The sequence below is a fragment of the Caproiciproducens sp. CPB-2 genome (genome assembly GCF_036287215.1).
In the GTDB taxonomy this organism is placed as follows: domain Bacteria; phylum Bacillota; class Clostridia; order Oscillospirales; family Acutalibacteraceae; genus Caproiciproducens.
The window spans coordinates 2,303,089-2,327,245 of record NZ_CP142860.1 but is presented as its reverse complement, the minus strand read 5'-3'; the positions used below and the strand labels follow the sequence as shown (position 1 = coordinate 2,327,245).

Below are 24,157 nucleotides of genomic sequence, written 5' to 3'. Positions count from 1 at the left end.
TAGCATTAGGCGAAATACTAAATTAACATTTATTATACATAATGGAGGAAATATAATATGTACATTTTTGGGGACAACTCAAATATTCACATATCTGGACTTGAGACGGTGCGGCCAGAACTCGAACCTAAAGCACCAAGAGAACTATTTCGAACTGATTTTACAAAGCTATTTCAGCTTGTTTGTAAGAACAGGAATGTTGATTGTGCCTATCTATCAGGTAGCGTTCCGCCACCGAGCGACGCATTGTGGGATTACCTTCAGAATATGGGAATCAAACTTCAATTGCTTAATAAGACAGCAGATGGAAAGGAGCAAGAAAGTGTTGACATGTCATTACAAACCATGATGTTACGTACTGCAATTGATAATGAGCCATCAACAATGGCAATTTTAACTGGTGATGGAGCTGGTAAACAATTGGGAGAAGGATTTTTATCGGATTTGAAGCGTATTAAAGAAAAGTTTGGCTGGAATATTGAAATCTACGCATGGAATAAAACATGCAGCAGAGCACTTAAAGATTATGCCGAACGAAACGGAAATTTGTCAACCTGGAGGATTTCTATTATTCAATTACTTTTATCAAAAAGGATAGAGATGGGCTAATCGCGTACTATCGTAATTCAGTACCGCTTAGTATGTAATTTCCCATTATGTTCAAATAGTACGTTAATTAGATCTGTTAGCGCCTCTTCGGAGGTGCTTTTCTTATATCCTTTTTAAGGAGGAAAAAATTATGCCAAGTACAATTGCCATTGTTATGTCTATAGCAGCCGTCGCTTTTCTGGCTGCTCTCTTTATTTCAGAAGCTGCAGCAACATCAACGGCGAATGCTTGCCGTCTAAAAGGACGATTGCGGAGGCTTGTAAGATGTAGCGACGGTGACGAGGGCTTTACGGGAACTGGAAAAGGCGGGTATGGTCATTTCCGAGCTGCGTCACCGCTTAAATAACGGGCAGACTTCAAATCGGTACACAGTATTCACTGAGCCACAGATTTCGGGACCTTCAGATCAGCCAGGCATGGACAAAAAAGAAGACACAAAACAAGATATAATAGACCTTCCACAGGCGAAGGAGACCTTTGAACAGATTGAAATTCCCGAATACATACCCAATGTGCCGGCAGATATTCCAGCCGGCGAGAATCCGATGGTTAGCACGGTACCCGGCAGACAGGTGCACAGCTGCCTGCTCCCGCGCCGGCAGAAATACATCTCAGCGAAGCCGTTGACCGTTTCTCGTCTGCTAAAGCTGCGGCTTATGACACCCCAAGAAACTAATTCCACAACGAAGGCTACGTTAAAGCAGAGAAAAAAAGACTTTATCTCTAAGATGGCTAAGTGGAAACTTCTCCATAAGAGAAAATATGAAAGTGATAAATCCGGTGATGGGTAAAATGCAGCCATGGATGATTTTTTAATAAGCAATGCCCGCCCTTTTTTTCCCTGCTTTGAAAGAATGGGGAACCACATCGAAAAAACAAGAGCAGATCAGGAACAATCCCGGTCTGCTCATTTTTTATGAATGGAGATTAGAAATGAAATATCTAAAAATCATTGGCCTGCCGGCAATCGTTTCAGCAAGGCACCGGATCGTGATCGACAAAAGTATCCGCAAGCTTTATGGCATCCATGAAACGTCAGAGGTCTACATGCAATGCAATAAAAGCCTGAAGCTTAGCATTAGCCGGTTTAATCTTCCTGTTGAATGGGCGCGATCAAACCACATCCAGATCGGGGACTGTGTTTACCTCGTGGCCACTACCGAAGGGATTATCATCTGCCCAAAAGGGACTGATTTTTTGTGTATAACAAAAAGCATCCACAGGCGAAAAACCGTCGACCAAACAGTTAATCGCCTTGCGCCATAAGTGGGCAACGACCCCATTATGACTTGTGAATGCCGTTTTATGCGGTGTTATTTTAACACGCATTTCGGATACATGTCAAGGTCTGTACCCTTATGTGGCCATTAGGGTGCAGACTTTTGTTTTTCTCATATCTCCACAATGACAAACATTGTGTACCTCATCATGACCGATGCAGTCACAGCACGAGGCTGGCGTTCCTTGACAACTTAGTTAGTGAGTCAAGACCAGCATTTGAACTATCATTTCAAATGCTCGTGTCAGCTTGCTACCTATGCTTGCCGGAAGAGTAATACCGGAGTTTATTGGACCGAACCAAATTCAAGCTACGCGATAATGAGCGAAAATGTGGAACGAGGTGATATAAAGCTCGGAGCGAGCCTCTGGACTCCCTGAAAACGCGATAGATCTTATCTGCACCAGAAATGTGGATATGCGGCGGAACCGGCTTCCGGATGCCAAGCAATAATATGATTATATCTCTCTGGCTATGTGGTCAGCGCAGCTGGAGAGTTATCATAAAGCTGGTCGGAGTGGAATTGTAGGATTTGGGAAAACACAGTAATATCAACGGTTTGCAGGCGGTCGGCAAGTAGTATTTACAAACACTAATAAATTAAATTCTCTATATCTGGCAAACCATTTATTTCTATACATTTTACGATAAGCCTATTAAGAAGAGAAGAAGATCTTACTACAAGAGTAGTACTATCACCTTTAATATTGTCTCCATGAACAGCAGAAGAACGAGATTTATACAAACTTTTGACATCATCAAATATCTTTTTAGCTTCATCGCTATTCTTATCAGATAGAAATTTAGATATGTATAGGCTAATTCTAAAACTTAATTCACTATTTATTCTAAACAACGATTCTATGCCCGCCCACAAAATCGCCAATTGCACTCTTGGATGAGGGTTCCATTTATATGTAGCCATTGAGTGAACAGCCATCATAAAGGAATCGTTCTCTATTAAGGCTTGAGCATTAGAAAAATATTGGTTAATCCACTTGCAATTTTCATCAGTAACAGTATAGGGTTCATTAATCAATCCTTTCATATGATAATTTGTAACTTGAAGTGCTGAGTCACTTGAAATTTCTTCCAAAGGCTGTGTGCACTGTAAATTACAAACACAATTACAATTGAATATAGCACTTAGTAGAATTAAATCCCATTGAGCATTCCATGCTGAGATAGCTAAATCCTTTGGATTTTCAGCTTCAATTTTCAGTTGTGATGATAGTGATCCTGAACATAAAATAGCAATAGCAAAATCAACGTCCCTTTTAATTAGTTTAGAAATTGTGTCTAAAGGCAATTTGCATTTTACTGGCATAAGCGTTTTGTTATTGCTAATAAGGAGGGCTTTGTTGATGGTTAGTCCATTAACATATAAATAGGTTTCCGTTCCTACACCAAAAATACTCACAACGTACACTTCCCCTGAAATTTATTTGTTTTATGGCCATTATACCACTTACCGATAAATCCCGTCACTCAATTTTTCTTTCGAGGGTAATTATAGGACTTATACCATATATAAAGCCCGTAACCTGCATAAATACAAGCAAATAAAAGACCGTCGACAAAAGTCGACGGTCTTTTCAATGGTCGGAGTGAAATTATAGGACTTGAAGAAATCAAGTAATATCAATGGTTTACGGGCAATCTGCAAGCAATATTTACACCGAAAAACTTAAAATTGCCGTAATTGTCTAGCTCGCGCACCCTAATTATCTGGTATGCTGCCACTCAGCTAATTTATTTACTTTATATCTACTAAAACTCGGTTAAGGGGCAGTCCTCCAATTCCTTTAGTATCAATACTATGTGGAGGCCACAGGGCAAAACGACGGCGCGAAATACGATTCCCCGGTTATATCAACATCCCTAAAAACCGGGATGAAAGGCTATTCCATAGTGGTGGATGATAAGCCGGATACCGTCCCGGACGGGAGCATTACAACTACGGCGGACAGCTACACTTTTCCCCGTCCGTCCGGCAGCAGCTTTTACATTCATATCGCCGCCGTGGACAACGCCGGGAACATTTCGGCTGTCGCGCACTACCATACGGATGAACTGGTGTCCGTGACGCACCCGGTCAGTATCAGCTATACCATCGACCCAAACAGCGATACGCCGTTCACCGCGCCGGACATTCCAATCACCAATAACTCTACTTTCCCCGTCGGGGTTTCTGTCGCGGGCCTGAAAGCGACCGCCGGAATCGGTGACGCCGCCCCTACGTCCTATTCGGACTGGAATAGCCTGACGGCGGCGCAAACCGGAAGCGGCATGGCACTCGGCGTAGAAATTGGTAAAACAGCCGGTTCTGGCTGGACGAAGATTGACCGGGACGCTCCCGTTTATATGGGCGATCTTGCGTCGGAAGTGCCGTTGGGGACGCTCGGCGCGAACGGAGCATCGGGGGATCTGGCGCTTACCGCTAAATTCGGCTTAGCCTGGGCAAACGCGCGAACCGTTTCGCATGAACTGACGCTGGATTTCACGATTGCGGATTAAGCCGGTCATTTTCAAAACAGGCAGAATGGGCGGGGAATTTTCTCGGCCCTTTTTTACTGCAAAAAATCAGCAAGGGGGAAAAACGTATGACAAAAGACGAACCCAATATGCCGGAGGAAGCGGCAACCGGGCCGGTCGGTGAGGCTCCGGCAGAGGAAAAAACCGCTTCCGCCGTCCCGGAACCGACCGCCGAAGAAACAGCGGCGCTGGCCCATGACGACAAAAAACCGATTGATCCACCCACGCCGTCAGACATCGACGGCGAGCACATTCCCGCCCCCGGTGACGTGGTTGTTTCGTCCGGCAAAATCAACGAGCTTATGTCGGGAAAGAAACCCGAACACAGGGGCAGTCCCCAAAAGACGGATAATACCAAACAGGCCGTCGCACCGGGAAAACTGGGAGCGGAAAAAACGGCTAAGTCTCCCAAAAAGGAGCGCCAGCCCCGCGCGGAAAAACAGACATCAACCGCCGCAAAAAAGGCCCCGGCAAAGGAGCAAACCCCGGCCCCGGAGCCGGAACCGCCAAAGGAGCCACCGCGCAAGGGCGAGACGGAGCAGATTGTTTTCCTCAATCTGTCCGAGCTTCATGCTTTCAAAAATCATCCGTTCCAAGTTCGGGACGATGATGACATGCGGGCGATGGTGGAGAGCGTCAAGGACAAAGGCGTAACGCAGCCCGCCATTGTCCGGCCCCGTGAGGATGGCGGGTACGAAATCATATCCGGCCATCGTCGCCAGAAAGCCAGCGAATTGGCCGGATATGCGGACATGCCCTGCATTGTCCGCAACCTCTCCGACGACGAGGCAATCACGCAGATGGTGGAGGACAACATCAATCAGCGTGAAAACATCCTGCCGAGCGAACGGGCCAAAGCCCTGAAAATGCAGTTGGAGGCCATCAAGCGGCAGGGTGCACGCGGCGACCTCTCCATTTCGGGTCAGGACAGCCCCAAATCGGAAAACGGACAGCGTTCCAACACGGTCGTGGCCGAGCGCAATAAAATGACGGTCAAACAGGTTCAACGGTATATTAAGCTCAACGACCTCGTTCCCGACCTGATGAAAATGGTGGACGATAAGAAGATTTCGTTCACTCCCGCGGTGGAGATGTCTTTCATCAAACCGAAAAATCAGCGGTATATCGCCGTCGCCATTGAGGGCCAGCAGTCGGCCCCGTCGCTGTCACAGGCACAGCGGATGCGGGAGCTTGACCAAAAAGGAATGCTTAACGGCGATGTGATCGACGGCATCATGCTCGAAGAAAAAAAGGAGGTAGACAAAGTGATTATTTCAAGTCAGGAGCTTTCTCAGTATTTCGGAAAGGAAAAGACCCCACGCGAAATGAAGGATCAGATCATCAAGCTGCTCGATGAGTGGAAGGAAAAGCAGCCGGAACTTGTGAAGCCGGAAAAACAGGCCGAACAGGAGAAGTGACTTCGGGCCAACTTGGCCCGAAGTCCGTATGCGGGGCGCTGCCCCGTACCTCCGATGCTCAAAGGATTTATTCCCCGTCGCCGCAACTTTCGTAGCATAGCCGGTGTCCGCCGTCAAGAGTTGCGTGAAACGCCACCGCGAAGCGGCCTTGCTCTTGACGGCAGGCTCCGGCTATGCTTTCCTGCGGCCATGCGACGGGGATTATTCCCTTGAGCCGCTTCCTTTCCAAGCGTGGAAAGGACGGGAGGATAGGTTGACATATTCAGCGCGACAGAAACGGAGGTGCTTTCTATTTCTATGAAAAGACCATTGGCATACATCACAGCCGCATGGAGCGGCGATCAAAACGCAGACGCAAAACAGGCGGCGCGGTACTGCCGGGCGGCATACGAGGCAGGGTTTTCCCCGGTCTGCCCCCTACTTTACCTGCCCCTCATTCTCAACGACGCCATCCCGGAGGAACACAAAAGCGGCATCGACATTGGGCGTGACCTTCTGCGCCGTTCCCATGTGCTGGTTGTCTGCGGGGACGGCGTGAACGAGGATATGAAAAACGATATAGCCACAGCCGGGCGGCTGAATATCACGGCGACCACGCTGAACGGCATCCTGACAGTCAAGGGACAGGGCCGCACGGAGGCCGGAACCAATGAGCGCGATTGAAGCCTTCGTCACCAACCTCGGACGCTACAACGAAGGAGTTCTGGACGGGGGGGGGTTGAAGTTCCCCGCCACAACCGAGGAAGTGCAGGCCCTTTTCCAGCGTATCCATGTGGACGGCGTCCGGTATGAGGAAATTTTCATTACGGACTACGAAACCGACATTTCCGGTCTGTATGACTGCCTGCCCGAATACGCCGATCTGGATGAACTGAACTATCTCGCCACCCTTCTGGACGATTTGGACGAGGGCGACCGGGAAAAGTTTGAGGCCGCCCTTTCCTGCGGCGACCATACAAGCGGCTTGAAAGAGTTAATCAACCTCGCACAAAACCTCGACTGCTACGAGTATTACCCCGGTATTTGCGACGAGGACGATTTGGGCCGCTACATGATCGACGAAATGGGCGCGCTGGAAGTGCCGGAATATCTGGAAAACTACATCGACTACGAGGCATACGGGCGGGACGTTTCCTTGGAGGACGGCGGCACGTTTACCGAAAACGGCTATATTGTGGACACCGGGAGCCGATTCGTGGAGCTTTACAACGGCAGAGACGATTTGCCGGAGGAATCCCGGATTTTCGCATATCCCGCCCCGGAAAAGTCCATCCGCGACACGCTCAAACAGTATCAGCAGATGATCGACGCTGCGCCGGTTGCCTCAAAAGGCCGTTCCGACAAAGCAGAGGAGCGGTCTTAAACGGGAACGCAGATTTCACACAAATGCTTGTCGATCATGGCGGGGATGTACCGTTCGAGGATGGGGCGGGAAACGTCGGGTTGTTGGCTTTCAGCCGATAACTGAACGAAGATTTCGCCCCATGCTTTCTGAATCGCTTCTGCGGTATGGTCAATTGTAAAAACGGCATATCTTCCGCCGGACAGTTCCACTACGTTTACATCGGCATCCATGATTGTGAAATCTTCGGAAACAACAACGCCAACATCATAGCGGCAGCTTTCAGGCGTCGTCGTTGCGGGGTTATCCTGTGAAATTCCCAAAATAACAGCCAATTCTGTGAATAGGCCATTGGCTTTCGCCCATTCCTTGAACTTTTTCATGAGAGCGTAATTGCCCTCCCCATTATGCCGTGACGTTTCTGGAAATTGTTTCGGGAATTGGGGCGCTAATCGGCGTGATTATGCTGTTCACTGTGGGAAAATTCGACGGCAGTGTGATTCTGGCGCTTTCGTTCCTCATTTCCCCTCTCGGTATTCCCGCCATTGCGGAATGGCTGATTGACAGATTAAACGGTCTTAACTATTCACTCCGGGACTTCATCACAGGCTGAGAATGTCGTGTATCACCGGGCCAACTTGGCCCGAAGTTGCTTTTACAGGAAAGGAGGAAAGCATTTGGCGACAACCTACTTCAAAACCCATCATATCAGCAAGGGCGAAACGATAGCACAGTCCATGAAAGACCGTTTCGATTACGGGCAAAACCCGGAAAAGACGAAGGGCGGCGAACTGATTGCCGCTTATCTATGCGACCCGGAAACCGCCGACGCGGAATTTCTATTAAGTAAGGCAAAGTACAAAGCTATCACGGGCCGGGAACAGAAAAAGAATGCGGACATTTTGTGCTATCAAATCCGACAGTCGTTTCTTCCCGGCGAGATCACGCCGGAGGACGCCAACCGGATAGGCTATGAAATGGGAATGCGCTGGACGAAAGGCAAATATGCCTTTTTCGTCGCCACGCATATTGACCGCCACCATATCCATAACCACATTTACTACAACTCCACAGCCCTTGACTGCACCCGAAAATTCCGGGATTTTATCGGTTCCGCGCGGGCCGTGCGCCACCTCTCCGACCGGATTTGCCTTGAAAACGGCCTGTCTTATATCGCTCATCCGAAGCTCCACAGCAAGGGAAAATTCAAGCACTATGGCGAGTGGCAGGACGATAACAGACCCCCGACCTTTCAGGAACGGCTAAAGGCACAGATTGATAGCTGTCTTGCCGAAAAGCCGCAGAGTATGGCCGCTTTTTTACAAGCTATGGTGTCGGCCGGCTACGAAGTGAAGCACGGGCGCGGCGGTGTTATCAGCTTCCGGGCCGAGGGACAGAAACGGTTTACCCGGCTCCGTTCCTCCACACTCGGAAAAGGCTATGGGCAGGAGGATATACAGGCGGTCGTTGAGGGCCGCGCTGCCTCGTCGGAAGGCCGGGGCGCACCGCCGCGCAAGGTAAACCTGATTATAGATATTCAATCCAGAATGAAGGCCGGGAAAGGCCCGGCGTATGAGCGGTGGGCAAAGATATTCAACCTGAAACAGATGGCGGCGACGCTTCAATACTTGCAAGAAAGCGGTTTGCTGGAATATGAGCAGTTGGAGAAACGGGCGACGGGGGCCGCAGACCGCTTTCACGTTCTCTCCGGTCAGATCAAGTCCATCGAGGGCGCTATGAGTGTCAATGCTGAACTAAAGGCGGCAATTATGGATTACGCGAAAACCCGGCCTGCGTTTAAAGGCTACGAGGCTGCGAAATACAGTAAGAAATATCTTGCGGAGCATGAGGCCGAAATCGCGCTTTACCGGGCGGCGCAGGCCACATTCCGGCACGTCCTGTCCGGGGCGAAGCTCCCAAAGATGGACGCGCTCAAAGCCGAGTATCAAAAGCTGGCGGCAGAGAAACGGGCCGCATATCGGGATTACCGCGCGGTGCGGAAGGACATGCAGGAGGTTGTCACGGCGAAAGCCAATATAGACCACCTGTTTGGGCTGACGGATACGCAGAAAAATAAGGAACAGGAGCGGTAGCGACGGTGACGCAATAACAGGCGCGGAGCGCCGACTTCGGGCCAAGTTGGCCCGAAGTCGCAGGGTTTGGGGCGGCTTGCCCCAACAACAAGCAGTTTTATGGATTTTGCCCGCAAGGGAAAATCCATAAAATGTGCAAGTGTCTATACACTTGCCCTGCTTGCTATTTTGCAACTGGTTTTTTTCACTGATAAAGTGATACGGGACAGTTGACAATGATTTTACCATATGTTATTATTATCATATGATAAAGGAGCGAGACGATTATGTCAATTAACCATGCCATTTTAGGAATGTTAAGTTTTGAACCATTGACCGGGTATGATCTAAAAAGAATAATTGAGCATACGCCTTTTATGTATTGGTCCGGAAACAATAACCAGATCTATAAAGCGTTCGCTGAATTATTGGACGAAGGCTTTGTTACAAAAGAGGTGAAACATCAAGACGGCTCTCCGTCAAAAAATATCTACACGATTACTGACGATGGCCAACATGAGTTGAAAAGCTGGCTGCTTTCCGTTACTGACGTACCGGTTTTCAAAAAGGAATTTTTGATTAAGCTTGCTTTGTCCGATCAGTTAAAACGCGGTGATTTGGAAAACATGCTAGCGTCATATGCCGATGTTGTTAAAATGCAAGCGGTTTTATCTGAAAGAAAACTCGATAAATGCTATTTTGCTGAACAAAAGTCTTCCGGCAAAGTCTTGCTTTTAGATTTGATACGAGAAAATATCCAGTCCTTTTATTCTAACGAACTTGAATGGGTTCAAAAGGTAAAAAGGTTTATTGCAGGACTGCCGGATGAGAGAAGCATGATGACGGAAACCGTCATACAAAAAGAAAACAATGAGGTGAAATCAACAATGGACTATCAGATAATGGAAAGCAAAGAGGAAAAATATCTGTATCTTAAAAGCAGCGGTCCCTTATTTCATGGGGAACAAGATGCCCTTGATATTATTTCACTTTGTATTGAACATGACACGAACGCAGTGCTTCTGGAGGGCGATAGCCTTTCAGATGATTTCGTGAAGTTAAGGACAGGCCTTGCCGGTGCTGTGCTGCAAAAGTTAGGAACCTATATCAAAGTGGCTGTAACTATCAAAGACGGGCAGAAGTTTCCTGTGCGTTTTCAGGAAATGGTTTCCGAGCTTAGCGCCAGAAATACATTTCGCATCTTCACCAATTTGGAAGATGCCGTAAGCTGGCTTTTAACCTAAAGGGGTGATATTATGGCAGAAATCAAGTGGATTTATTGTCCCTTTTGCAAGAGCAAGACACGATTAAAAATCCGTGAAGACACAATACTCGAGAACTTCCCTTTGTTCTGCCCGAAATGCAAACAGGAAACCCTGATCAGAGTACGACAATTAAATATATCAGTTATCCAAGAGCCAGACGCTAAGACGCAGAGCCGATAATTTGTGAGATCCTTCACAATTATCGGCTCTTTCTTTACATAACAGATAGTGAAGAGATTACTTTCGCAAGTCGATTACTAATTATAAAGAAGGAAATAAAGATGAAAAATACGTTTGCCTTTAAAACTGCCGAGGGCAGAAACGCCATATATAAACAATACGATGCCTTTCTTAGTAACATGCGGATTACCTATGAAGAAATCAATGTTGACACACGCTTTGGAAAAGCTTTTGTGATAGCGGCAGGTAAAAAGGATGCACCCGTTTTGGTACTGCTTCACGGTAGTGGCATAAATTCTGTCATGTGGATCAGAGATATGGAGAGGTATTCAGAGCACTACAGGGTATATGCTGTTGATTTACAAGGCGAACCCGGCAAAAGCAATGAAAAACAATTGCCCTTTGAAGGACCTGATTTTGATAATTGGCTTCACGATGTATTTATGGGACTGTCTATAGAAAAAGCCAGTATAGTCGGAATCTCTCTGGGAGCATGGCTTGCACTGAAGTTTGCAATCGCCCATTCTCAAATGGTCGATAAACTTGTTCTGCTATGTCCAGCTGGTGTTGGCACGCCAAAAACTTCCTTTGCATATGTGTCTTTATTCTATATGCTGCTGGGGGAAAAAGGTGTTGAGCACCTGTTTCGTAAAGTGAATGGAGGAAAATCCATCCCAAAGATCATGCTGGATTATCAAAAGCTGATTGGGAAAAACTTTAATTTCAGACGGGAGCAAGTTCCGCTTTTTTCGGATGCTGAATTGGCACAATTGACAATGCCGTCCATTTTATTCGTAGGACGAAAAGATGTAATGTTTCATTCACTGAAAACAGCACGACGCTATAGAACCCTTGTGCCAAATGCAAAAGTCACCGTGCTACAGGAAGCGGGACATACACTGATCGGGTTGGTGGATGATATATTATCGTTTTTACAGCAATAAGATGACACAGTCTACGTCCTTGTTTGATTTAGCATCCTATGGTCGTCATAAGACTTTCGATATTCTTTTAATTGATAACAGTTTCGGCAGACAATAAAAAGCCGCTGTTCAGGGAATTATAATCATTCCTCTCAAAAAGATTGCCAATACCAGACGGCGGTTTTGAAGTAAAAATCAAGGCCGCCGCTTTTCTTTTCAAAAAAGAGATAGTGGTGGGCGTAATAATTGCGCCCTTTTTTAATTCATATTCAGCAGCGGCTTTGGGACAGGAGGCTTTTATGTACCCGAAGTCGCTGTTTTTCGTATGGGAGGAACCGTTACCCCACCGTAACGGCTTGGCTTAGCTGACAACCTAATTTTTTACAACTTCAAAAAAGTTTCCAAGATAATCGTGGGCGAATACTGCGCTCATTTTCCATCCAACACCTTGCGGGGACCTCCCTGCACAGGTGCTTTTTTATTCTTTTTCTTGGTATTGCGGGACAAGCCCCATCACTTCGGGCCAAGTTGGCCCGAAGTTCGCACCGGGCCTGCGCGGCATATCTGCCCCGGTTGTCGTTCCCCACCGTTCTCCGTTCATCAGCATTTTGATCACGACCAAAATGAACGGAGGTAAAGTAATGGACAAGCCATCTGTAACGATAACATACAAAACCGCCAGTGGGAACAAGATTTGTGTTGCGGTTTCAACCCCGGTCAAAGAACTGTTGGAGCAGTCCGACCGGCAAATCCGTTCCCAAAGGCGGCAAGATAGGCGACATCTTGATTACGTGGATTTCATAGGCGGTTTGAGCGACGCGGCTATGAACCATCCACAGGCGGACGCCGCCGATCTCGTAATGAAAATGGAAAGCTATCGGCAGCTTTATACGGCTATCGGAAAACTTTCCGAGGTACAGCGTCGGAGGTTGCTTTTGCATTTTGTGGACAACCTGACGCACCGGCAGATTGCCGAATTGGAAGGTGTTGATCGCGGCAGTGTAGGCCGTTCCATCAAACATGCCTTAATCCAACTGCAAAAGTATCTCACCGAGTAACTGCATTTTTCGGGCGGCCCCGTCGTTGGACGGGGCCGTTCCTTTTTCAAAATCAGTTTAACAGAAAATCAGATTACACGCAAGTGCGTATACGTTACTGCGTGTAAATTGTTATGCTTATTTTGAGATTACGGAAAAGACGGTGAGGGAATGAAGATCAAAGACGCGATTGCGGAACGCTTCCGGCAATTATGCACAGAGCGCGGCATATCCTATACACAGCTTGCGCGGCTGTCTGGCGTCACACCCTCAACCGTATACAGTATGTTGCAACCGGAGCGCCGGGATGTGAGTGCGGTCACGGTCAAAAAGCTGTGCGACGGATTGGATTTGTGCATTACAGACTTTTACAATTGCGATTTATTCCGAAATCTTTCGCCGGAAATTGAATAGCTTGCCAATATGATAAGGTGTCCCGCAGTTCAAAAAAGCTGCGGGATATTTTTTTGCAAATTTGCAGGGAAAGGGAGGCCGCAAAACGCCTTTTTCCGTCCTAATAAGTAGAGGATACTTTTTCCTCGTTTGTACTTTGAAAGCTGAATAAAAAGATATCCGGATACGAAGGGTACGTGTGCCGAGTGACAGGCCCGCCATGACCTCCATTGCCAGAGGATGGAGAGAGCGACAAGGCCCATGCCGCAGGCGAGACGGGACTTGGCCCCGCCGGATAAAGCACACAAACCCGGATACTTGCGTTCAGTCACAGTCCGAGCGTGAAGCGGCCATTCAGGCCGTGAGCCGTCGCAGGCAATGAGGACGCCTCGCCATCAGAATGGGGAGAGGTGAAATTCCTATGGGGCGGACAAGCCGTCGCCCGTCCGGGTTATCTGTTCGCGTTACAGAAAAAGAGCGCCGCGCCGTGTCTGCCTGTCTTATGACGGCTCGAAACTTACGGCGCGGTTTGCTCACTCTGTTGATGAACGGAGTTTTATCATGGATAAGCAGTTACAGGCATTGCTTTATCAGCAATGGAGCAACAATGCTTGCCGTGGCTATGTCATTTGGGCTATGGAAAACTGCGGTTTCAGCCCCGATGATATTCAGCGTGTGATTTCGGAACTTCATTATGTTTTCGATATGAAGTCCATTGGAGAAGCCGACAGGCATTATTGCGACAGACCCTATTGACTCCGGGCCAACTTGGCCCGAAGTGTGGAGCAAGATTAGAGGGCAGCACCATAGCCGGTGCCGCCCTTTGGTGTTTCCCCACAGGACACGGGGAGGCTCAAAAAATTTACATAGTTCAGGAAGGAGACAGTATGCCGGAAAGATCAGAAACAGAGCGATATACTTATCAGGTCAATAAAATCAACTTTGTTGTGACGCCGGTATATAAAGACCGGGGCGAAACAATCACGGCAATTCTGTTAAAGCTCATGGAGGCTGATACAGAACAGGTTTGTGCGGCGGCGACATCCTTAACACGGGCGGGCGGAAGCGGTATACTATAAGTGTAAATACTGCTTGTTTGACTGCCGGAAAGGAGGCTGTCTTGAAACAGTCAAACAATAAAAAGCACAACATGAATACCGCCGCCCTGTACTGCCGTTTGAGCCGTGACGATAATCTTGATTGCGAATCCAACAGCATTACGAATCAAAAAGCTATTCTAAAAAAAGTGGCAAAGGAAAAAGGATACGAGGATATTCAGGTTTTCGTAGATGATGGGATAAGCGGAACAACTCTTGACCGCCCCGGCTTTCAGCAGATGATAAAAGCAATTGAGGCAGGCTTTATATCGGCTGTTCTTGTAAAAGACCTATCCCGTCTCGGACGCGATTACTTGAAAGTCGGCTACTATACCGAAGATTTTTTCCCTGCTCACGATGTACGGTTGATTGCCGTTTCGGATGGTGTGGACAGCGACGAGAGCGATAACGAATTTACCCCGTTTCGCAATATCATGAACGAGTGGTACGCGAAAGATATTTCCAAGAAGCGCCGCATCGTCAATAAGCTCAAAGGGAATTCCGGCGTCCCGCTTTCACCCCCCGCCCTATGGGTATCGGAAAGACCCTGACAACGCGAAACGCTGGATTGTGGACGAGGAAGCCGCCGTTGTCGTTCGCCGCATTTATCAAATGGCGCTTGACGGATACGGTCTTTCCGAAACCACCGCCGCGCTGGCAAGAGACGGAATTCTCAATCCCATGTCCTATTGGCAAATCAAAGGAATCAATCGCGGCGGGACAAAAAGCTCCGTTTTGCCCACGCAATGGGGACACACCACGATCAGAAAGATTCTGACCATGCAGGAATATTGCGGCGACGTGATTAACTTCAAAACCTATTCCAAGTCGTACAAGTTGAAAAAACGTATCGCCAACGACGAGGAAAACCGTGTTGTATTTCCCAACGCCAACGAAGCCGTCATTGACCGGGAAACATGGGAGAAGGTTCAGAGCTTGCGTCGTGGCACCCGCCGGAAAAAACCGACGGTCAGCGGAGAACGAAGCATTTTCTCGGGACTGCTGAAATGCCCTGAATGCGGCGGCAATCTCAACTATCACTTCAATCAGGGAAATCACGACATCAAGTTTTTTAGCTGCTGCAACCATAACACCGGATACCGGAAATGCACCTCCACCCATTACATACGGTTGGATTTTCTGGAGCAGGTGGTTTTGCAGGAAATACGCCGTCTCACGCAGTTTGCCGACGAGTATGAAGATGATTTCGTGAAAGAGATTATCGGACATTCGGCAAAAACGGCGGCATGTGAAAGGTCGCTGCGGCAAAGGGAACTTGACGGTCTGCTGGCGCGGGATAAGGAACTGGACACGCTTTTTGAACGGCTGTATGAGGACAACGTATCCGGGAAAATCAACGACGAGCGGTTTGCCAAAATGTCCAAGAAGTACGAACAGGAGCAGGGCGAAAACGCCGCCAAAGTTAAGGCACTCAAATCGGAGTTGCGGAAAGCGGGCGGGCAGCTCATGACCGCCGACAATTTCTTGGAAACCATTCGCCGGTATACCGACGCACAGGAGCTTTCTCAGCGGATGGTGACGGAGTTGATCGACCACATCGACGTGTATCACGCTGAAAAGTTCGAAGGGCAGACCGTCCAGCGCATCACCATTTTTTACAACTGCATCGGAGCCTTTACCGTGCCGGAGCGCGAGAGCATCCCGGAAGCGGATGTACGCTTAAAAACGAGAAAAGGAGTAGCACTAAGCTACTCCCAAGCAAAAGCCGGATAAAAAACGGAGTGTCCTTATAGGATACTCAGATCCTATAAGGACACTCCGCATGGTCGAGGTGACTGGATTCGAACCAGCGGCCTCTACGTCCCGAACGTAGCGCTCTACCAAGCTGAGCCACACCTCGAAAAATGCGGCCCCAAAACTGGGGCCATGGCTGCGGAAGAAGGATTCGAACCCTCACAAACAGAGTCAGAGTCTGTCGTGCTACCTTTACACAATTCCGCATCAAAATATTTCAAACAGCAAGAATAATTATACCAAAAACCAGAAATTTGTCAATCCTTTTTTTAAAATAAATCTTTGGGTTTTTTAATTTGTATTTAACACAAATGGATTGATAAATAATCGAAGGTAAGATATAATTGAAACAATTTATATTAAAATGGATTGTGTGCCAAACGGCATACGAGTGATTAAGGAGGAATTCACAGTGATACTCAACCATACCATAGAGGCTTTGCTCGACAGGCGGGCGGTTCGCGCTTATCGGCCTGAGCAGATTTCAGAGGAAGAGCTGACAGATATTTTACTCGCGGCAAAATTTGCCCCGTCAACCATGGGGATGCAGGCAAGGCATTTTACCGTGATTCAGAATAAACAGCTGCTTGCGGATATTGTCTCCGTCGCTGTGGAAAACGGCGCGAAATTCGTACCGGGCCATGTGCCGTTCTACAACGCTCCCACCGTCGTTGTTTTGTCGGCCCCGGAATCGGCGAAATATAACCGCGAGGATTGTTCCTGCGCGATCATGAATATCATGCTTGCCGCCCAGGCATACGGGCTGGGAAGCTGCTATATCTGTTCGGTCAACGACGGCCTGCGCGACGAGCGCATCCTAAAGCGCCTCAAGCTGCCCGATCAGTACATTCCGTTCGGCTGCGTTACCGTGGGGTATCCGAGTGAAAATGCACCGGCTCCCAAAGAGCGCCGTGACGATGATATCAGCTACGTAAGATAACTGTATTATAATATGAAAATGTTGGCGATGCATACGGGCAAAATCCGCTTGCTTCAACGACAGCCATAACATTTTGATAGAACCCTTCCTGTTGCCGGAGAGAAGCAGTTTTGTTCCTCCTTTACAACAGGGAGGGCTTGTAATTTACGGCTTTATAGACTTTTCCTGGTTTTCAAAACTCCTTGACAACAGGGTTTAGCAGGTATACAATTGAGAACATGGAAAAGCAATACGATGCGCAGAAAATCTCAAGGCGTCTCCTGGATGCCGTGGAACAATTTAATAAATACGATAGAAGATCCCGCACTTTTGGTACGGATCATGAGCTTTTTATTGCTGAAATACATTTGATTGATTTTATCGGAAGCAACGAAAGTTACTGTATCTCCGATATTGCCAAGTCCATTCGGGTGACAAAGGGAGCTGTTTCTCAAATGGTAAAGAAGCTTGAGGAAAAAGGGTATCTGATGAAGGCGGCGGATTCCGGCAATAAAGCGAGGGTCATTGTGCGGCTGACGCAAAAGGGCCAAAAGGCTTTTGAAGAGCATCGCCGCTATCACAAAGAGCTTGATGGGAAAGTTTCTGACGTAGTGCAAAACTATGACGGGCAAAAGCGCGCGGTAATCTGTGAGTTTTTAGAGGAGATTCAGAAAAAATGGGAATAGTGCTGCAAGGCGCTATTTTTTTTGCACAATCGTATAGCAGCTAAACGGATTGGAAGGGGTAATTTTCAGTGAATAAAAGATTGGCTGTGATGGAGAGCGGGAAAGTGAATACCGCTTTGCTGTACTTAGGAATGCCAACGATCGTCGGGCTGCTGATGACGGGGTTCTACAATTTTATCGACAGCTTCTTTGTGGCGCAGCTGGGTACCGCGGCGATGGGAGCGATTTCCATCGCCTATCCTCTTGTCACGTTCATTCCCGGAATCGGTCTGCTTTTCGGAAACGGGGCGGCGGCGTATATTTCCGAGCTTCTCGGGGCGGGCGAGAAGAAAAAAGCGGAGATCGTGCTTTCGTCGACTCTTTTTTACTGTGTACTTGCAAGCGTAGGGTTTCAGCTCGTCCTGCTGTTTCTGCGGCCTTTGCTCAGGGCAATGGGCGCCTCCGCCGAGGTGATGCCCTATGCGCTGAATTACACGGGAATCCTGATTGTGGGTTTTTTGTTTCAGATCCCGTCCATCTGCCTGATGAATCTCGTACGCGCCGAAGGCGCGGTAGCGCTCAGCACGTGGTCCCAGATCGTGGGTTCCATGGTAAACATCATTCTGGACCCGATCTTTATCTGGCCGCTGAAGATGGGAATTGTGGGCGCCGCCGTGACTGATGTCATCGGGCAGTTCATCAGTGTTGCGATTTTGCTGCCGTATTATCTGAGAGGGAAGAGCTACTTGACCCTTTCCGTCAAAAACATCCGCTTTCAGTCATGGTCTATAAAACCGATTCTCAAAACGGGGATTCCCATCTTTACGATCAACCTTTTTCAGAGTCTGTCCATCAGCGCGGCAAACGTTGTGGCGGCTCCGTACGGCGACAACACCATTGCCGCGCTGGGGATCGCCAACCGTATGGTGGGGATGACGACGTTTGCCATTACCGGATTTTCAAGAGGGTATCAGACCTTTATTTCCTATAATTACGGCGCGCGTCATTTCGACCGTATTAAAGAGGCCACCCGGAAGGCATATCTGTGGGCGATTTCAGGCGGCGTGATTCTGGCGGGTCTGCAAATTCTGTTTGCGCAGCCGATTGTTGCCGCGTTTTCCAGGGACCCCGCCGTCGTTAAGCTGGGCATACGGGCAATGATCGGGGCAAGCGTTTTGTTTTTCACCTATGGCTTTCAGGCGATGGCGATCGTATATCTGCTCTGCATCAAATACAGCAAGTCAGGATTTGTATTCAGTATTTCCAGACAGGGAATCATCTACCTTCCGATTTTGATCCTGATGGAACGTCTGTGGATGGAAAACGGGATTTACTACGCGCAGGCGGTCGCCGATCTGATTACAACTTTCGTGATGCTGGTCTTTCTTGTATGGACCAGACAGAAACGGACGGACGCTTTGCGGGAGCCACCCCTTCGGACAGACGCCTTATCCCCGGCACAGGAGAGGGAAGCTTGCTCCGGGGCTGTGAATGAGAAAAACACAGATGCGCAGGACCCCGCTGCGGATGACGGGGAACGGAAGAGCTGAGAACAAAGAAATGCCTTGATCGGATTACCAAAGCCGATCAAGGCATATTTTATGCAAGGTTTCTTTTTGATTATTTGGCGTTGGCTCCCTGTATCAGCTGAATCAGCAGCTTTTCCGCTTCCATTGCGTCCGCGCGGCCCCGTGTCGCTTTCATAACGGAGCCCAGAATGGCCTTGAGCGCCTTTTCTTTGCCGGAGAGGTAATCCGACACTGCGTTGGGATTGGAGGCGATAGCCTGCTCGCAGACGGATTTAAGAGCATCCGCGTCTACACCGCCCATGTCGGCCTCGCTGATGAGTTCGCCCGGAGCTTTTCCGGTGTCGAGCATTTTTTCAAGCGTCGCCTTTAAAAGGTTCATTTTGATTTTGCCTTCGTCCAGCAGCTTCACAAGCGCATTTAAGTTTTCGGGCGTTACGTTTACCTGAAAGCTTTCTTTCGCGCTGTCTCCGTCCAGACGGCTGAAAATCTGTCCGATCATGCAGTTCGCAACGACCTTTGGATTCTGAACGCCGTCAATCGCGGCCTCAAAATAGTCCGCGATCCTGCGGTATTTGATCAGCTGCTGCGCGTCGGCTTCGGGAATTCCGAATTCGGCCCGGTAGCGCTCCAGCCTTTGATGGGGCAGCTCCGGCAGCTTTTCCCTTAACTGGGCGACCGTCTCTTCGGAAACCTGAATGGTCACGAGGTCCGGCTCGCGAAAATAGCGGTAATCGTGGGCGTCTTCCTTGCCGCGCATGCTTTCGGTGCAGTCGTCCTCCTCGTTGTAGCGGCGGGTTTCCTGCACGACCTTTTCGCCGCTCTGCAGCAGGTCGATCTGGCGGTTCACCTCGTATTCCATCGCCTTGGCCATGTGGGTGAAGGAGTTCATATTTTTAATTTCGGTCCTTGTGCCGAATGCTTCGGTTCCCTGCGGACGTACGGAAACATTCACGTCGCACCGCATGGAGCCTTCCTGCATTTTACAGTCCGAAATACCGAGAAAGCGCATGACGAGCTGCAGCCTTTCCAGATATTCCCTCGCTTCGTCAATGCTGCGGATGTCGGGCTCGGTAACGATTTCAATCAGCGGCACGCCGCCGCGGTTATAATCCACATAGGTGCTGCCGCGCTGGTGGACCAGCTTTCCGGCGTCCTCTTCAATATGGATGCGCAGGATACGGACCTTTCTGCCGTTGCTCAGCTCCACATATCCGTTTTTGCACAGCGGCATATCGTACTGTGAAATCTGGTATGCCTTCGGCAGGTCGGGGTACACGTAGTTTTTGCGATCCATTTTGGAAACCGGGCTGATTTCGCAGTTGGTCGCCAGACCGGCCATAACGGCGTATTCGACCACTTTTTTATTCAGCTTGGGCAGAGTGCCCGGCAGCCCGATGCAGACGGGGCAGCAGTGGGTGTTCGGGTCGCCGCCGAACTCCGTGGTGCACGAACAGAAAATTTTCGTTTTGGTGGATAATTCAATATGAGTTTCCAGTCCGCAGACCAGCTCGTAATTACTCATAGCTTCACCCCCATGTCCGCAGAGCGGAAAACCGTGTTTCCCACGGCCGATTCATACTGATGCGCAATATTCAGGATGACCGCCTCGCTGAAGCTGCTGCCGATCAGCTGCATGCCGATGGGCAGGCCCGCGGCGTCAAAGCCGCAGGGGATGGAGACGGCGGGCAGGCCCGCGATGTTCACCGGCACGGTGCAGATGTCCGTCTGATATGTTTCCACCGCGTCCTGTGCGGTGAAGTTCAGCGGGAAAGCCGTCATGGGGACGGTGGGGGCGAGAATTGCGTCGCATTTCCCGAAAGCGTCCTGAAACGCTTTGACCAGCGTGCCGCGCAGATTCTGCGCTTTTTTATAATACGCGTCGTAGTACCCCGCGCTCAGCACGTAGGTGCCCAGCAGGATCCTGCGCTTGACTTCCCTGCCAAAGCCCTCGCTGCGCGTTTTGCAGATCATTTCATTGCGGTCGCCGTAGTGCGGGGTGCGGTAACCGTAGCGGATGCCGTCGTACCGGCCGAGGTTGGAAGAAGCCTCCGCGCACGCCAGAATATAATACACCGGCAGGCTGTATTTTAAAGCGGGCATATCGAAATAGACGATCTCGGCGCCGAGCGACTCGCAGACCTTCAGCGCGTTCTGTACCGCGCCGTTCACATCGTCGCGGATGCCGTCGAAGTACTCCTTCGCAATTCCGATTTTCATGCCTTTGATGCTGTTGTTCAGGCTCTCGCTGACCGGTTTTCCGGTATTGCCGCGGCACGTCGAATCCTTTTCGTCGTACCGGGAAATCGCGTCGTAAATTAGCGCGGCGTCCTCCACCGTCGCGGTGATCGGCCCGATCTGGTCAAAGCTGGACGCGTAGGCGATCAGCCCGTACCGGGAAACGGCGCCGTAGGTCGGTTTTAAGCCGACCAGGCCGCAGAAGCTCGCGGGTTGGCGGATAGAGCCGCCCGTGTCGGAACCAAGCCCGTAAACGGCAAGATTGCCGCCGACCGCGGAGGCCACGCCGCCGGAGCTGCCGCCCGCCACGCGGGAAAGGTCGTGGGGGTTCAGCGCCCCGCCGAAGCAGGAGGTCTCGCAGGAGGAGCCCATGGCGAACTCGTCCATATTTGTCTTTCCAAGCAGTACGGCGTTCTGCCGCTGCAGAATGTCCCATACTGTCGCGTCATAAATCGGGTAATAGCCCTTCAGAATGTTGGAACAGCAGGTGGTTTCGATTCCTTTGGTGGAGATATTGTCCTTGAGAGTCATCGGAATTCCCGCGAGGGGGGAAAGCTCTTCACCGGAAGCGATTTTTTTGTCCACAGCCTTTGCCGTTTCCATTGCCAGCTCCGCCGTGGGGTTGACATAGGCGTTGATTTTTATATTGTCGCGTTCCATCGCGTCGAGATAGTTCTGTGTAAGCTCCTGACAGCTGATCTGCCGGGACTGCATCAGCCCGTGCAGCTTTTTGATCTGACTTTCCATCCGTACCTCCTACACACGTTTTTTGACCAGAAAATATCCGTCGTCCCGGCTCTCGGCGTTTTTCAGGATCTCTTCCCGGTCGTAGGAGGGGACGACGGTGTCCTCCCGGAAGACATTGGAGAGGTTGTTGATATTGTCAAAATCGGAAGCGTCGGCGCTGGCGGCGTTGATCGTATCGGCAAAGCCGATGATTTCGCTCATATCCTTCGTCAGTTCGTCCAGCTCTTCGTCACTGACGGAAAGCTTCGCCAGATTGGCGATATTCAATATTTCCTCATGGGTAATCATGAAAGCCCTCCTTCGGTCCGGGCCAAAAACAGGCTCCGGGCTTATTTTCTCAGCTTGATGTGAACCTCGCGCAGCTGCTGCTCGGTGACTTCTCCGGGAGAGCCCATCAGCACGTCCTGCGCGTTGGAGTTCATCGGGAACGCGATCACTTCGCGGATGTTATCCTCGCCGGTCAGCAGCATCAGCATCCGGTCCACGCCCGGGGCCATGCCCGCGTGCGGGGGCGCGCCGTACTGGAACGCGTTGTAGAGCGAGGTGAATTTGGTTTGGATATCTTCTTCCGTGTAACCGGCAATTTCAAACGCTTTGACCATCACGGCGATGTCATGGTTGCGCACCGCGCCGGAGGAAAGCTCCACGCCGTTGCAGACGATATCGTACTGGTAAGCCAGAACCTCCTCCGGCTTTTTGGCCGTCAGCGCCTCCATTTCACCCTGCGGCATGGAGAACGGGTTGTGGGTGAAGACGTAGTTCCCGGTGTCCTCGTCGATCTCGTACATCGGGAAGTCCACAATAAAGCACAGCTCAAACGCGTCCCTGTCGATCAGGTCAAGCCTTTCGCCAAGCTCCGTGCGGATCTGTCCCGCAAGCTTTGGGGCCGTCTCGCGGTCGTCGGCAATGAAAAAGATCACGCAGCCGGGCTTCAGCCCCGCGCGGCGGGTCAGCTCCTCGCGTTTGTCGTCCGGCAGATATTTGTTGATCGGGCCCTTGTACTCGTTTTCAGCGGTGACGCTGATGTAGCCGAGACCCTTCATGCCGATTCCTTCCGCGAATTTGAGCATGTTCTCGAAGAAGCTCTTCGGCTGGGCAACGCAGTCCGGCACGTTGATTGCGCGGACCGTTTTGCCCTTGAACGGGGCAAAGGCGGTATCTTCAAACAGGTCGGTAATATCGAGAATGGTCAGCGGATTGCGCAGGTCGGGCTTGTCTGTGCCGTATTTCAGCATGGATTCCTCGTAGGGAATGCGCACAAACGGTGCTTTGGAGACCCTTTTATCGGAAAATTTCTCAAAGGTCGCGCCCAGCACTTCCTCCGCGACCGAGAAAACGTCCTCCTGCGTGGCGAACGCCATCTCAAAGTCGAGCTGATAAAACTCGCCGGGAGAACGGTCGGCCCTCGCGTCCTCATCGCGGAAGCAGGGGGCGATCTGGAAATAGCGGTCGAAGCCCGACACCATCAGAAGCTGCTTGAAAATCTGCGGCGCCTGCGGCAGGGCATAGAATTTGCCCGCGTGCCTGCGGCTGGGAATCAGATAGTCGCGCGCGCCCTCCGGAGAAGAGGCGCTGAGAATCGGCGTCTGGATTTCCAGAAAGCCCATTTCCGTCATCTTGCTGCGCAGAAAAGCAATCAGCTGGGAGCGCAGGACGATATTCTGGTGCACTTTCGGGTTGCGCAGATCGAGAAAGCGGTATTTCAGACGGACGTCCTCCTTGGTTTCCTTCGACAAATCCACTTCAAACGGCAGGCTGTTCAGTGTTTTGCCCAGCACGGTGAGGGCGGAGACCTTTACCTCCACCGTGCCGGTATTAATTTTGGGATTAACAGTGTCTTCGTCGCGCAGTATAACGGTGCCGGCGGCGGTAATGGTGCATTCTTTCGTTACGTTTTCCAGCAGGCTTTCGTCATGAACAACGATCTGGACCACGCCGTAATGGTCGCGCAGATCCAGAAATTTTACGCCGCCGTGGTCGCGGATGTTTTCCACCCAGCCGGCGACGCGCACTTCGCTGCCAATGTCCTTTTCGCTGACTTCCCCGCACAGATGGGTGCGGTACTGGTTCACACAAATCATAATTCCGTTAATCCCCTTTAAGCACTTTCTTAATTTAAAGCATAATTATACCATAAAATGCATTTTTCGGCAACGG

Annotated in this window: 26 protein-coding genes, 2 tRNA genes and 1 pseudogene; 21 read left to right on the top strand and 8 right to left on the bottom strand. The window is 49.9% G+C overall.

Annotated features, from left to right (window positions below):
• The first annotated feature begins 57 nt into the window (after positions 1-57).
• The 3 genes from VXK30_RS11600 (at position 58) to VXK30_RS11590 (ending at position 1,875) form a co-directional block, all read left to right on the top strand.
• On the top strand, positions 58-609 hold the full coding sequence (locus VXK30_RS11600) for an NYN domain-containing protein (protein ID WP_275713780.1): 552 nt from the start codon (positions 58-60) through the stop codon (positions 607-609).
• A 311-nt stretch (positions 610-920) separates the two neighbouring features.
• A complete protein-coding gene (locus VXK30_RS11595; protein WP_275713779.1) occupies positions 921-1,400 on the top strand; it encodes a hypothetical protein in 480 nt (159 codons plus the stop codon).
• A 142-nt stretch (positions 1,401-1,542) separates the two neighbouring features.
• Complete coding sequence (locus VXK30_RS11590; protein ID WP_275713778.1) at positions 1,543-1,875, top strand: hypothetical protein; 333 nt, start codon at positions 1,543-1,545, stop codon at positions 1,873-1,875.
• A 605-nt stretch (positions 1,876-2,480) separates the two neighbouring features.
• Here VXK30_RS11590 and VXK30_RS11585 read toward each other — a convergent pair.
• Positions 2,481-3,308, bottom strand: coding sequence for a HEPN domain-containing protein (locus VXK30_RS11585; protein WP_275713777.1), 828 nt, complete (start codon positions 3,306-3,308; stop codon positions 2,481-2,483).
• A 491-nt stretch (positions 3,309-3,799) separates the two neighbouring features.
• Here VXK30_RS11585 and VXK30_RS11580 point away from each other — a divergent pair, with 491 nt between their 5' ends.
• From VXK30_RS11580 to VXK30_RS11565, 4 genes are all read left to right on the top strand, one after another.
• Positions 3,800-4,405, top strand: coding sequence for a hypothetical protein (locus tag VXK30_RS11580; protein WP_275713776.1), 606 nt, complete (start codon positions 3,800-3,802; stop codon positions 4,403-4,405).
• An 86-nt stretch (positions 4,406-4,491) separates the two neighbouring features.
• Positions 4,492-5,841 (top strand): ParB/RepB/Spo0J family partition protein, encoded by a 1,350-nt coding sequence (locus tag VXK30_RS11575; RefSeq protein ID WP_275713775.1) that lies wholly within the window; start codon positions 4,492-4,494, stop codon positions 5,839-5,841.
• Between the two features lie 297 nt (positions 5,842-6,138).
• Complete coding sequence (locus VXK30_RS11570; protein ID WP_275713774.1) at positions 6,139-6,504, top strand: DUF7768 domain-containing protein; 366 nt, start codon at positions 6,139-6,141, stop codon at positions 6,502-6,504.
• Positions 6,491-7,204: an antirestriction protein ArdA gene (locus tag VXK30_RS11565; protein WP_275713773.1), complete on the top strand. Its 714-nt coding sequence runs from the start codon at positions 6,491-6,493 to the stop codon at positions 7,202-7,204. Before VXK30_RS11570 ends, VXK30_RS11565 begins: the two co-directional genes overlap by 14 nt.
• Here VXK30_RS11565 and VXK30_RS11560 read toward each other — a convergent pair.
• Positions 7,201-7,569 (bottom strand): annotated as a pseudogene (locus VXK30_RS11560) (AraC family transcriptional regulator); the annotation flags it as partial. The gene VXK30_RS11565 and the pseudogene VXK30_RS11560 overlap by 4 nt on opposite strands.
• A 26-nt stretch (positions 7,570-7,595) precedes the next feature.
• On the opposite strand from VXK30_RS11560, the gene VXK30_RS11555 reads away from it, so the two are divergent.
• From VXK30_RS11555 to VXK30_RS11505, 11 genes are all read left to right on the top strand, one after another.
• Positions 7,596-7,796, top strand: a complete 201-nt coding sequence (locus VXK30_RS11555) for a CD1845 family protein (RefSeq protein WP_442867961.1) — start codon at positions 7,596-7,598, stop codon at positions 7,794-7,796.
• A 124-nt stretch (positions 7,797-7,920) separates the two neighbouring features.
• Positions 7,921-9,276 (top strand): relaxase/mobilization nuclease domain-containing protein, encoded by a 1,356-nt coding sequence (locus VXK30_RS11550; protein ID WP_442867966.1) that lies wholly within the window; start codon positions 7,921-7,923, stop codon positions 9,274-9,276.
• 266 nt (positions 9,277-9,542) lie between these two features.
• On the top strand, positions 9,543-10,499 hold the full coding sequence (locus VXK30_RS11545; RefSeq protein ID WP_275713770.1) for a DUF4180 domain-containing protein: 957 nt from the start codon (positions 9,543-9,545) through the stop codon (positions 10,497-10,499).
• Positions 10,500-10,511: 12 nt separating this feature from the next.
• Positions 10,512-10,700, top strand: coding sequence for a cysteine-rich KTR domain-containing protein (locus VXK30_RS11540; protein ID WP_275713769.1), 189 nt, complete (start codon positions 10,512-10,514; stop codon positions 10,698-10,700).
• 101 nt (positions 10,701-10,801) lie between these two features.
• The gene (locus tag VXK30_RS11535; protein ID WP_275713768.1) at positions 10,802-11,644 is read left to right on the top strand and encodes an alpha/beta fold hydrolase; all 843 of its coding nucleotides are present in this window, start codon (positions 10,802-10,804) and stop codon (positions 11,642-11,644) included.
• 620 nt (positions 11,645-12,264) lie between these two features.
• Positions 12,265-12,681, top strand: coding sequence for an RNA polymerase sigma factor (locus tag VXK30_RS11530; RefSeq protein WP_275713767.1), 417 nt, complete (start codon positions 12,265-12,267; stop codon positions 12,679-12,681).
• A 150-nt stretch (positions 12,682-12,831) separates the two neighbouring features.
• Positions 12,832-13,074, top strand: coding sequence for a helix-turn-helix domain-containing protein (locus VXK30_RS11525; protein WP_275713766.1), 243 nt, complete (start codon positions 12,832-12,834; stop codon positions 13,072-13,074).
• A 540-nt stretch (positions 13,075-13,614) separates the two neighbouring features.
• Positions 13,615-13,809 (top strand): hypothetical protein, encoded by a 195-nt coding sequence (locus VXK30_RS11520; protein ID WP_275713765.1) that lies wholly within the window; start codon positions 13,615-13,617, stop codon positions 13,807-13,809.
• 131 nt (positions 13,810-13,940) lie between these two features.
• Positions 13,941-14,132, top strand: coding sequence for a hypothetical protein (locus VXK30_RS11515; RefSeq protein ID WP_275713764.1), 192 nt, complete (start codon positions 13,941-13,943; stop codon positions 14,130-14,132).
• Positions 14,133-14,173: 41 nt separating this feature from the next.
• Entirely contained in the window at positions 14,174-14,701 is a 528-nt protein-coding gene (locus VXK30_RS11510) for a recombinase family protein (protein ID WP_275713763.1), read from the top strand.
• A 19-nt stretch (positions 14,702-14,720) separates the two neighbouring features.
• Positions 14,721-15,884 (top strand): recombinase family protein, encoded by a 1,164-nt coding sequence (locus VXK30_RS11505; RefSeq protein WP_275713762.1) that lies wholly within the window; start codon positions 14,721-14,723, stop codon positions 15,882-15,884.
• Between the two features lie 50 nt (positions 15,885-15,934).
• On the opposite strand, the gene VXK30_RS11500 is transcribed toward VXK30_RS11505, so the two are convergent.
• Positions 15,935-16,011: transfer RNA gene (locus VXK30_RS11500), tRNA-Pro, on the bottom strand.
• A gap of 27 nt (positions 16,012-16,038) precedes the next feature.
• Positions 16,039-16,112 (bottom strand) — tRNA-Gln (locus VXK30_RS11495).
• A 205-nt stretch (positions 16,113-16,317) separates the two neighbouring features.
• On the opposite strand from VXK30_RS11495, the gene VXK30_RS11490 reads away from it, so the two are divergent.
• The 3 genes from VXK30_RS11490 to VXK30_RS11480 all read left to right on the top strand — a co-directional run bounded on the left by VXK30_RS11490 (position 16,318) and on the right by VXK30_RS11480 (position 19,039).
• Positions 16,318-16,845, top strand: a complete 528-nt coding sequence (locus VXK30_RS11490; protein WP_275713761.1) for a nitroreductase family protein — start codon at positions 16,318-16,320, stop codon at positions 16,843-16,845.
• A gap of 218 nt (positions 16,846-17,063) precedes the next feature.
• Positions 17,064-17,510 (top strand): MarR family winged helix-turn-helix transcriptional regulator, encoded by a 447-nt coding sequence (locus VXK30_RS11485; RefSeq protein ID WP_275713760.1) that lies wholly within the window; start codon positions 17,064-17,066, stop codon positions 17,508-17,510.
• Between the two features lie 68 nt (positions 17,511-17,578).
• Positions 17,579-19,039, top strand: a complete 1,461-nt coding sequence (locus tag VXK30_RS11480; RefSeq protein ID WP_275713759.1) for an MATE family efflux transporter — start codon at positions 17,579-17,581, stop codon at positions 19,037-19,039.
• Positions 19,040-19,109: 70 nt separating this feature from the next.
• Here VXK30_RS11480 and gatB read toward each other — a convergent pair whose 3' ends face one another.
• From gatB to aspS, 4 genes are read right to left on the bottom strand one after another with little or no spacing between them, the layout of a single operon-like run.
• Positions 19,110-20,540, bottom strand: a complete 1,431-nt coding sequence (gene gatB / locus VXK30_RS11475; RefSeq protein ID WP_275713758.1) for an Asp-tRNA(Asn)/Glu-tRNA(Gln) amidotransferase subunit GatB — start codon at positions 20,538-20,540, stop codon at positions 19,110-19,112.
• On the bottom strand, positions 20,537-22,000 hold the full coding sequence (gene gatA, locus VXK30_RS11470) for an Asp-tRNA(Asn)/Glu-tRNA(Gln) amidotransferase subunit GatA (RefSeq protein WP_275713757.1): 1,464 nt from the start codon (positions 21,998-22,000) through the stop codon (positions 20,537-20,539). Before gatA ends, gatB begins: the two co-directional genes overlap by 4 nt.
• Positions 22,001-22,009: 9 nt before the next feature.
• On the bottom strand, positions 22,010-22,288 hold the full coding sequence (gatC, locus tag VXK30_RS11465) for an Asp-tRNA(Asn)/Glu-tRNA(Gln) amidotransferase subunit GatC (RefSeq protein WP_038324946.1): 279 nt from the start codon (positions 22,286-22,288) through the stop codon (positions 22,010-22,012).
• A gap of 41 nt (positions 22,289-22,329) precedes the next feature.
• The gene (gene aspS, locus VXK30_RS11460; protein WP_275713756.1) at positions 22,330-24,081 is read right to left on the bottom strand and encodes an aspartate--tRNA ligase; all 1,752 of its coding nucleotides are present in this window, start codon (positions 24,079-24,081) and stop codon (positions 22,330-22,332) included.
• Positions 24,082-24,157 lie beyond the last annotated feature (76 nt).

Coding starts and splice junctions, on each gene's coding strand:
- VXK30_RS11600 (WP_275713780.1), top strand. CDS start 58: ATGTACATTTTTGGGGACAACTCAAATATTCACATATCTGGACTTGAG.
- VXK30_RS11595 (WP_275713779.1), top strand. CDS start 921: ATGGTCATTTCCGAGCTGCGTCACCGCTTAAATAACGGGCAGACTTCA.
- VXK30_RS11590 (WP_275713778.1), top strand. CDS start 1,543: ATGAAATATCTAAAAATCATTGGCCTGCCGGCAATCGTTTCAGCAAGG.
- VXK30_RS11575 (WP_275713775.1), top strand. CDS start 4,492: ATGACAAAAGACGAACCCAATATGCCGGAGGAAGCGGCAACCGGGCCG.
- VXK30_RS11570 (WP_275713774.1), top strand. CDS start 6,139: ATGAAAAGACCATTGGCATACATCACAGCCGCATGGAGCGGCGATCAA.
- VXK30_RS11565 (WP_275713773.1), top strand. CDS start 6,491: ATGAGCGCGATTGAAGCCTTCGTCACCAACCTCGGACGCTACAACGAA.
- VXK30_RS11550 (WP_442867966.1), top strand. CDS start 7,921: ATGAAAGACCGTTTCGATTACGGGCAAAACCCGGAAAAGACGAAGGGC.
- VXK30_RS11545 (WP_275713770.1), top strand. CDS start 9,543: ATGTCAATTAACCATGCCATTTTAGGAATGTTAAGTTTTGAACCATTG.
- VXK30_RS11540 (WP_275713769.1), top strand. CDS start 10,512: ATGGCAGAAATCAAGTGGATTTATTGTCCCTTTTGCAAGAGCAAGACA.
- VXK30_RS11535 (WP_275713768.1), top strand. CDS start 10,802: ATGAAAAATACGTTTGCCTTTAAAACTGCCGAGGGCAGAAACGCCATA.
- VXK30_RS11530 (WP_275713767.1), top strand. CDS start 12,265: ATGGACAAGCCATCTGTAACGATAACATACAAAACCGCCAGTGGGAAC.
- VXK30_RS11525 (WP_275713766.1), top strand. CDS start 12,832: ATGAAGATCAAAGACGCGATTGCGGAACGCTTCCGGCAATTATGCACA.
- VXK30_RS11520 (WP_275713765.1), top strand. CDS start 13,615: ATGGATAAGCAGTTACAGGCATTGCTTTATCAGCAATGGAGCAACAAT.
- VXK30_RS11515 (WP_275713764.1), top strand. CDS start 13,941: ATGCCGGAAAGATCAGAAACAGAGCGATATACTTATCAGGTCAATAAA.
- VXK30_RS11485 (WP_275713760.1), top strand. CDS start 17,064: ATGGAAAAGCAATACGATGCGCAGAAAATCTCAAGGCGTCTCCTGGAT.
- gatB (WP_275713758.1), bottom strand. CDS start 20,540: ATGAGTAATTACGAGCTGGTCTGCGGACTGGAAACTCATATTGAATTA.
- gatA (WP_275713757.1), bottom strand. CDS start 22,000: ATGGAAAGTCAGATCAAAAAGCTGCACGGGCTGATGCAGTCCCGGCAG.
- gatC (WP_038324946.1), bottom strand. CDS start 22,288: ATGATTACCCATGAGGAAATATTGAATATCGCCAATCTGGCGAAGCTT.
- aspS (WP_275713756.1), bottom strand. CDS start 24,081: ATGATTTGTGTGAACCAGTACCGCACCCATCTGTGCGGGGAAGTCAGC.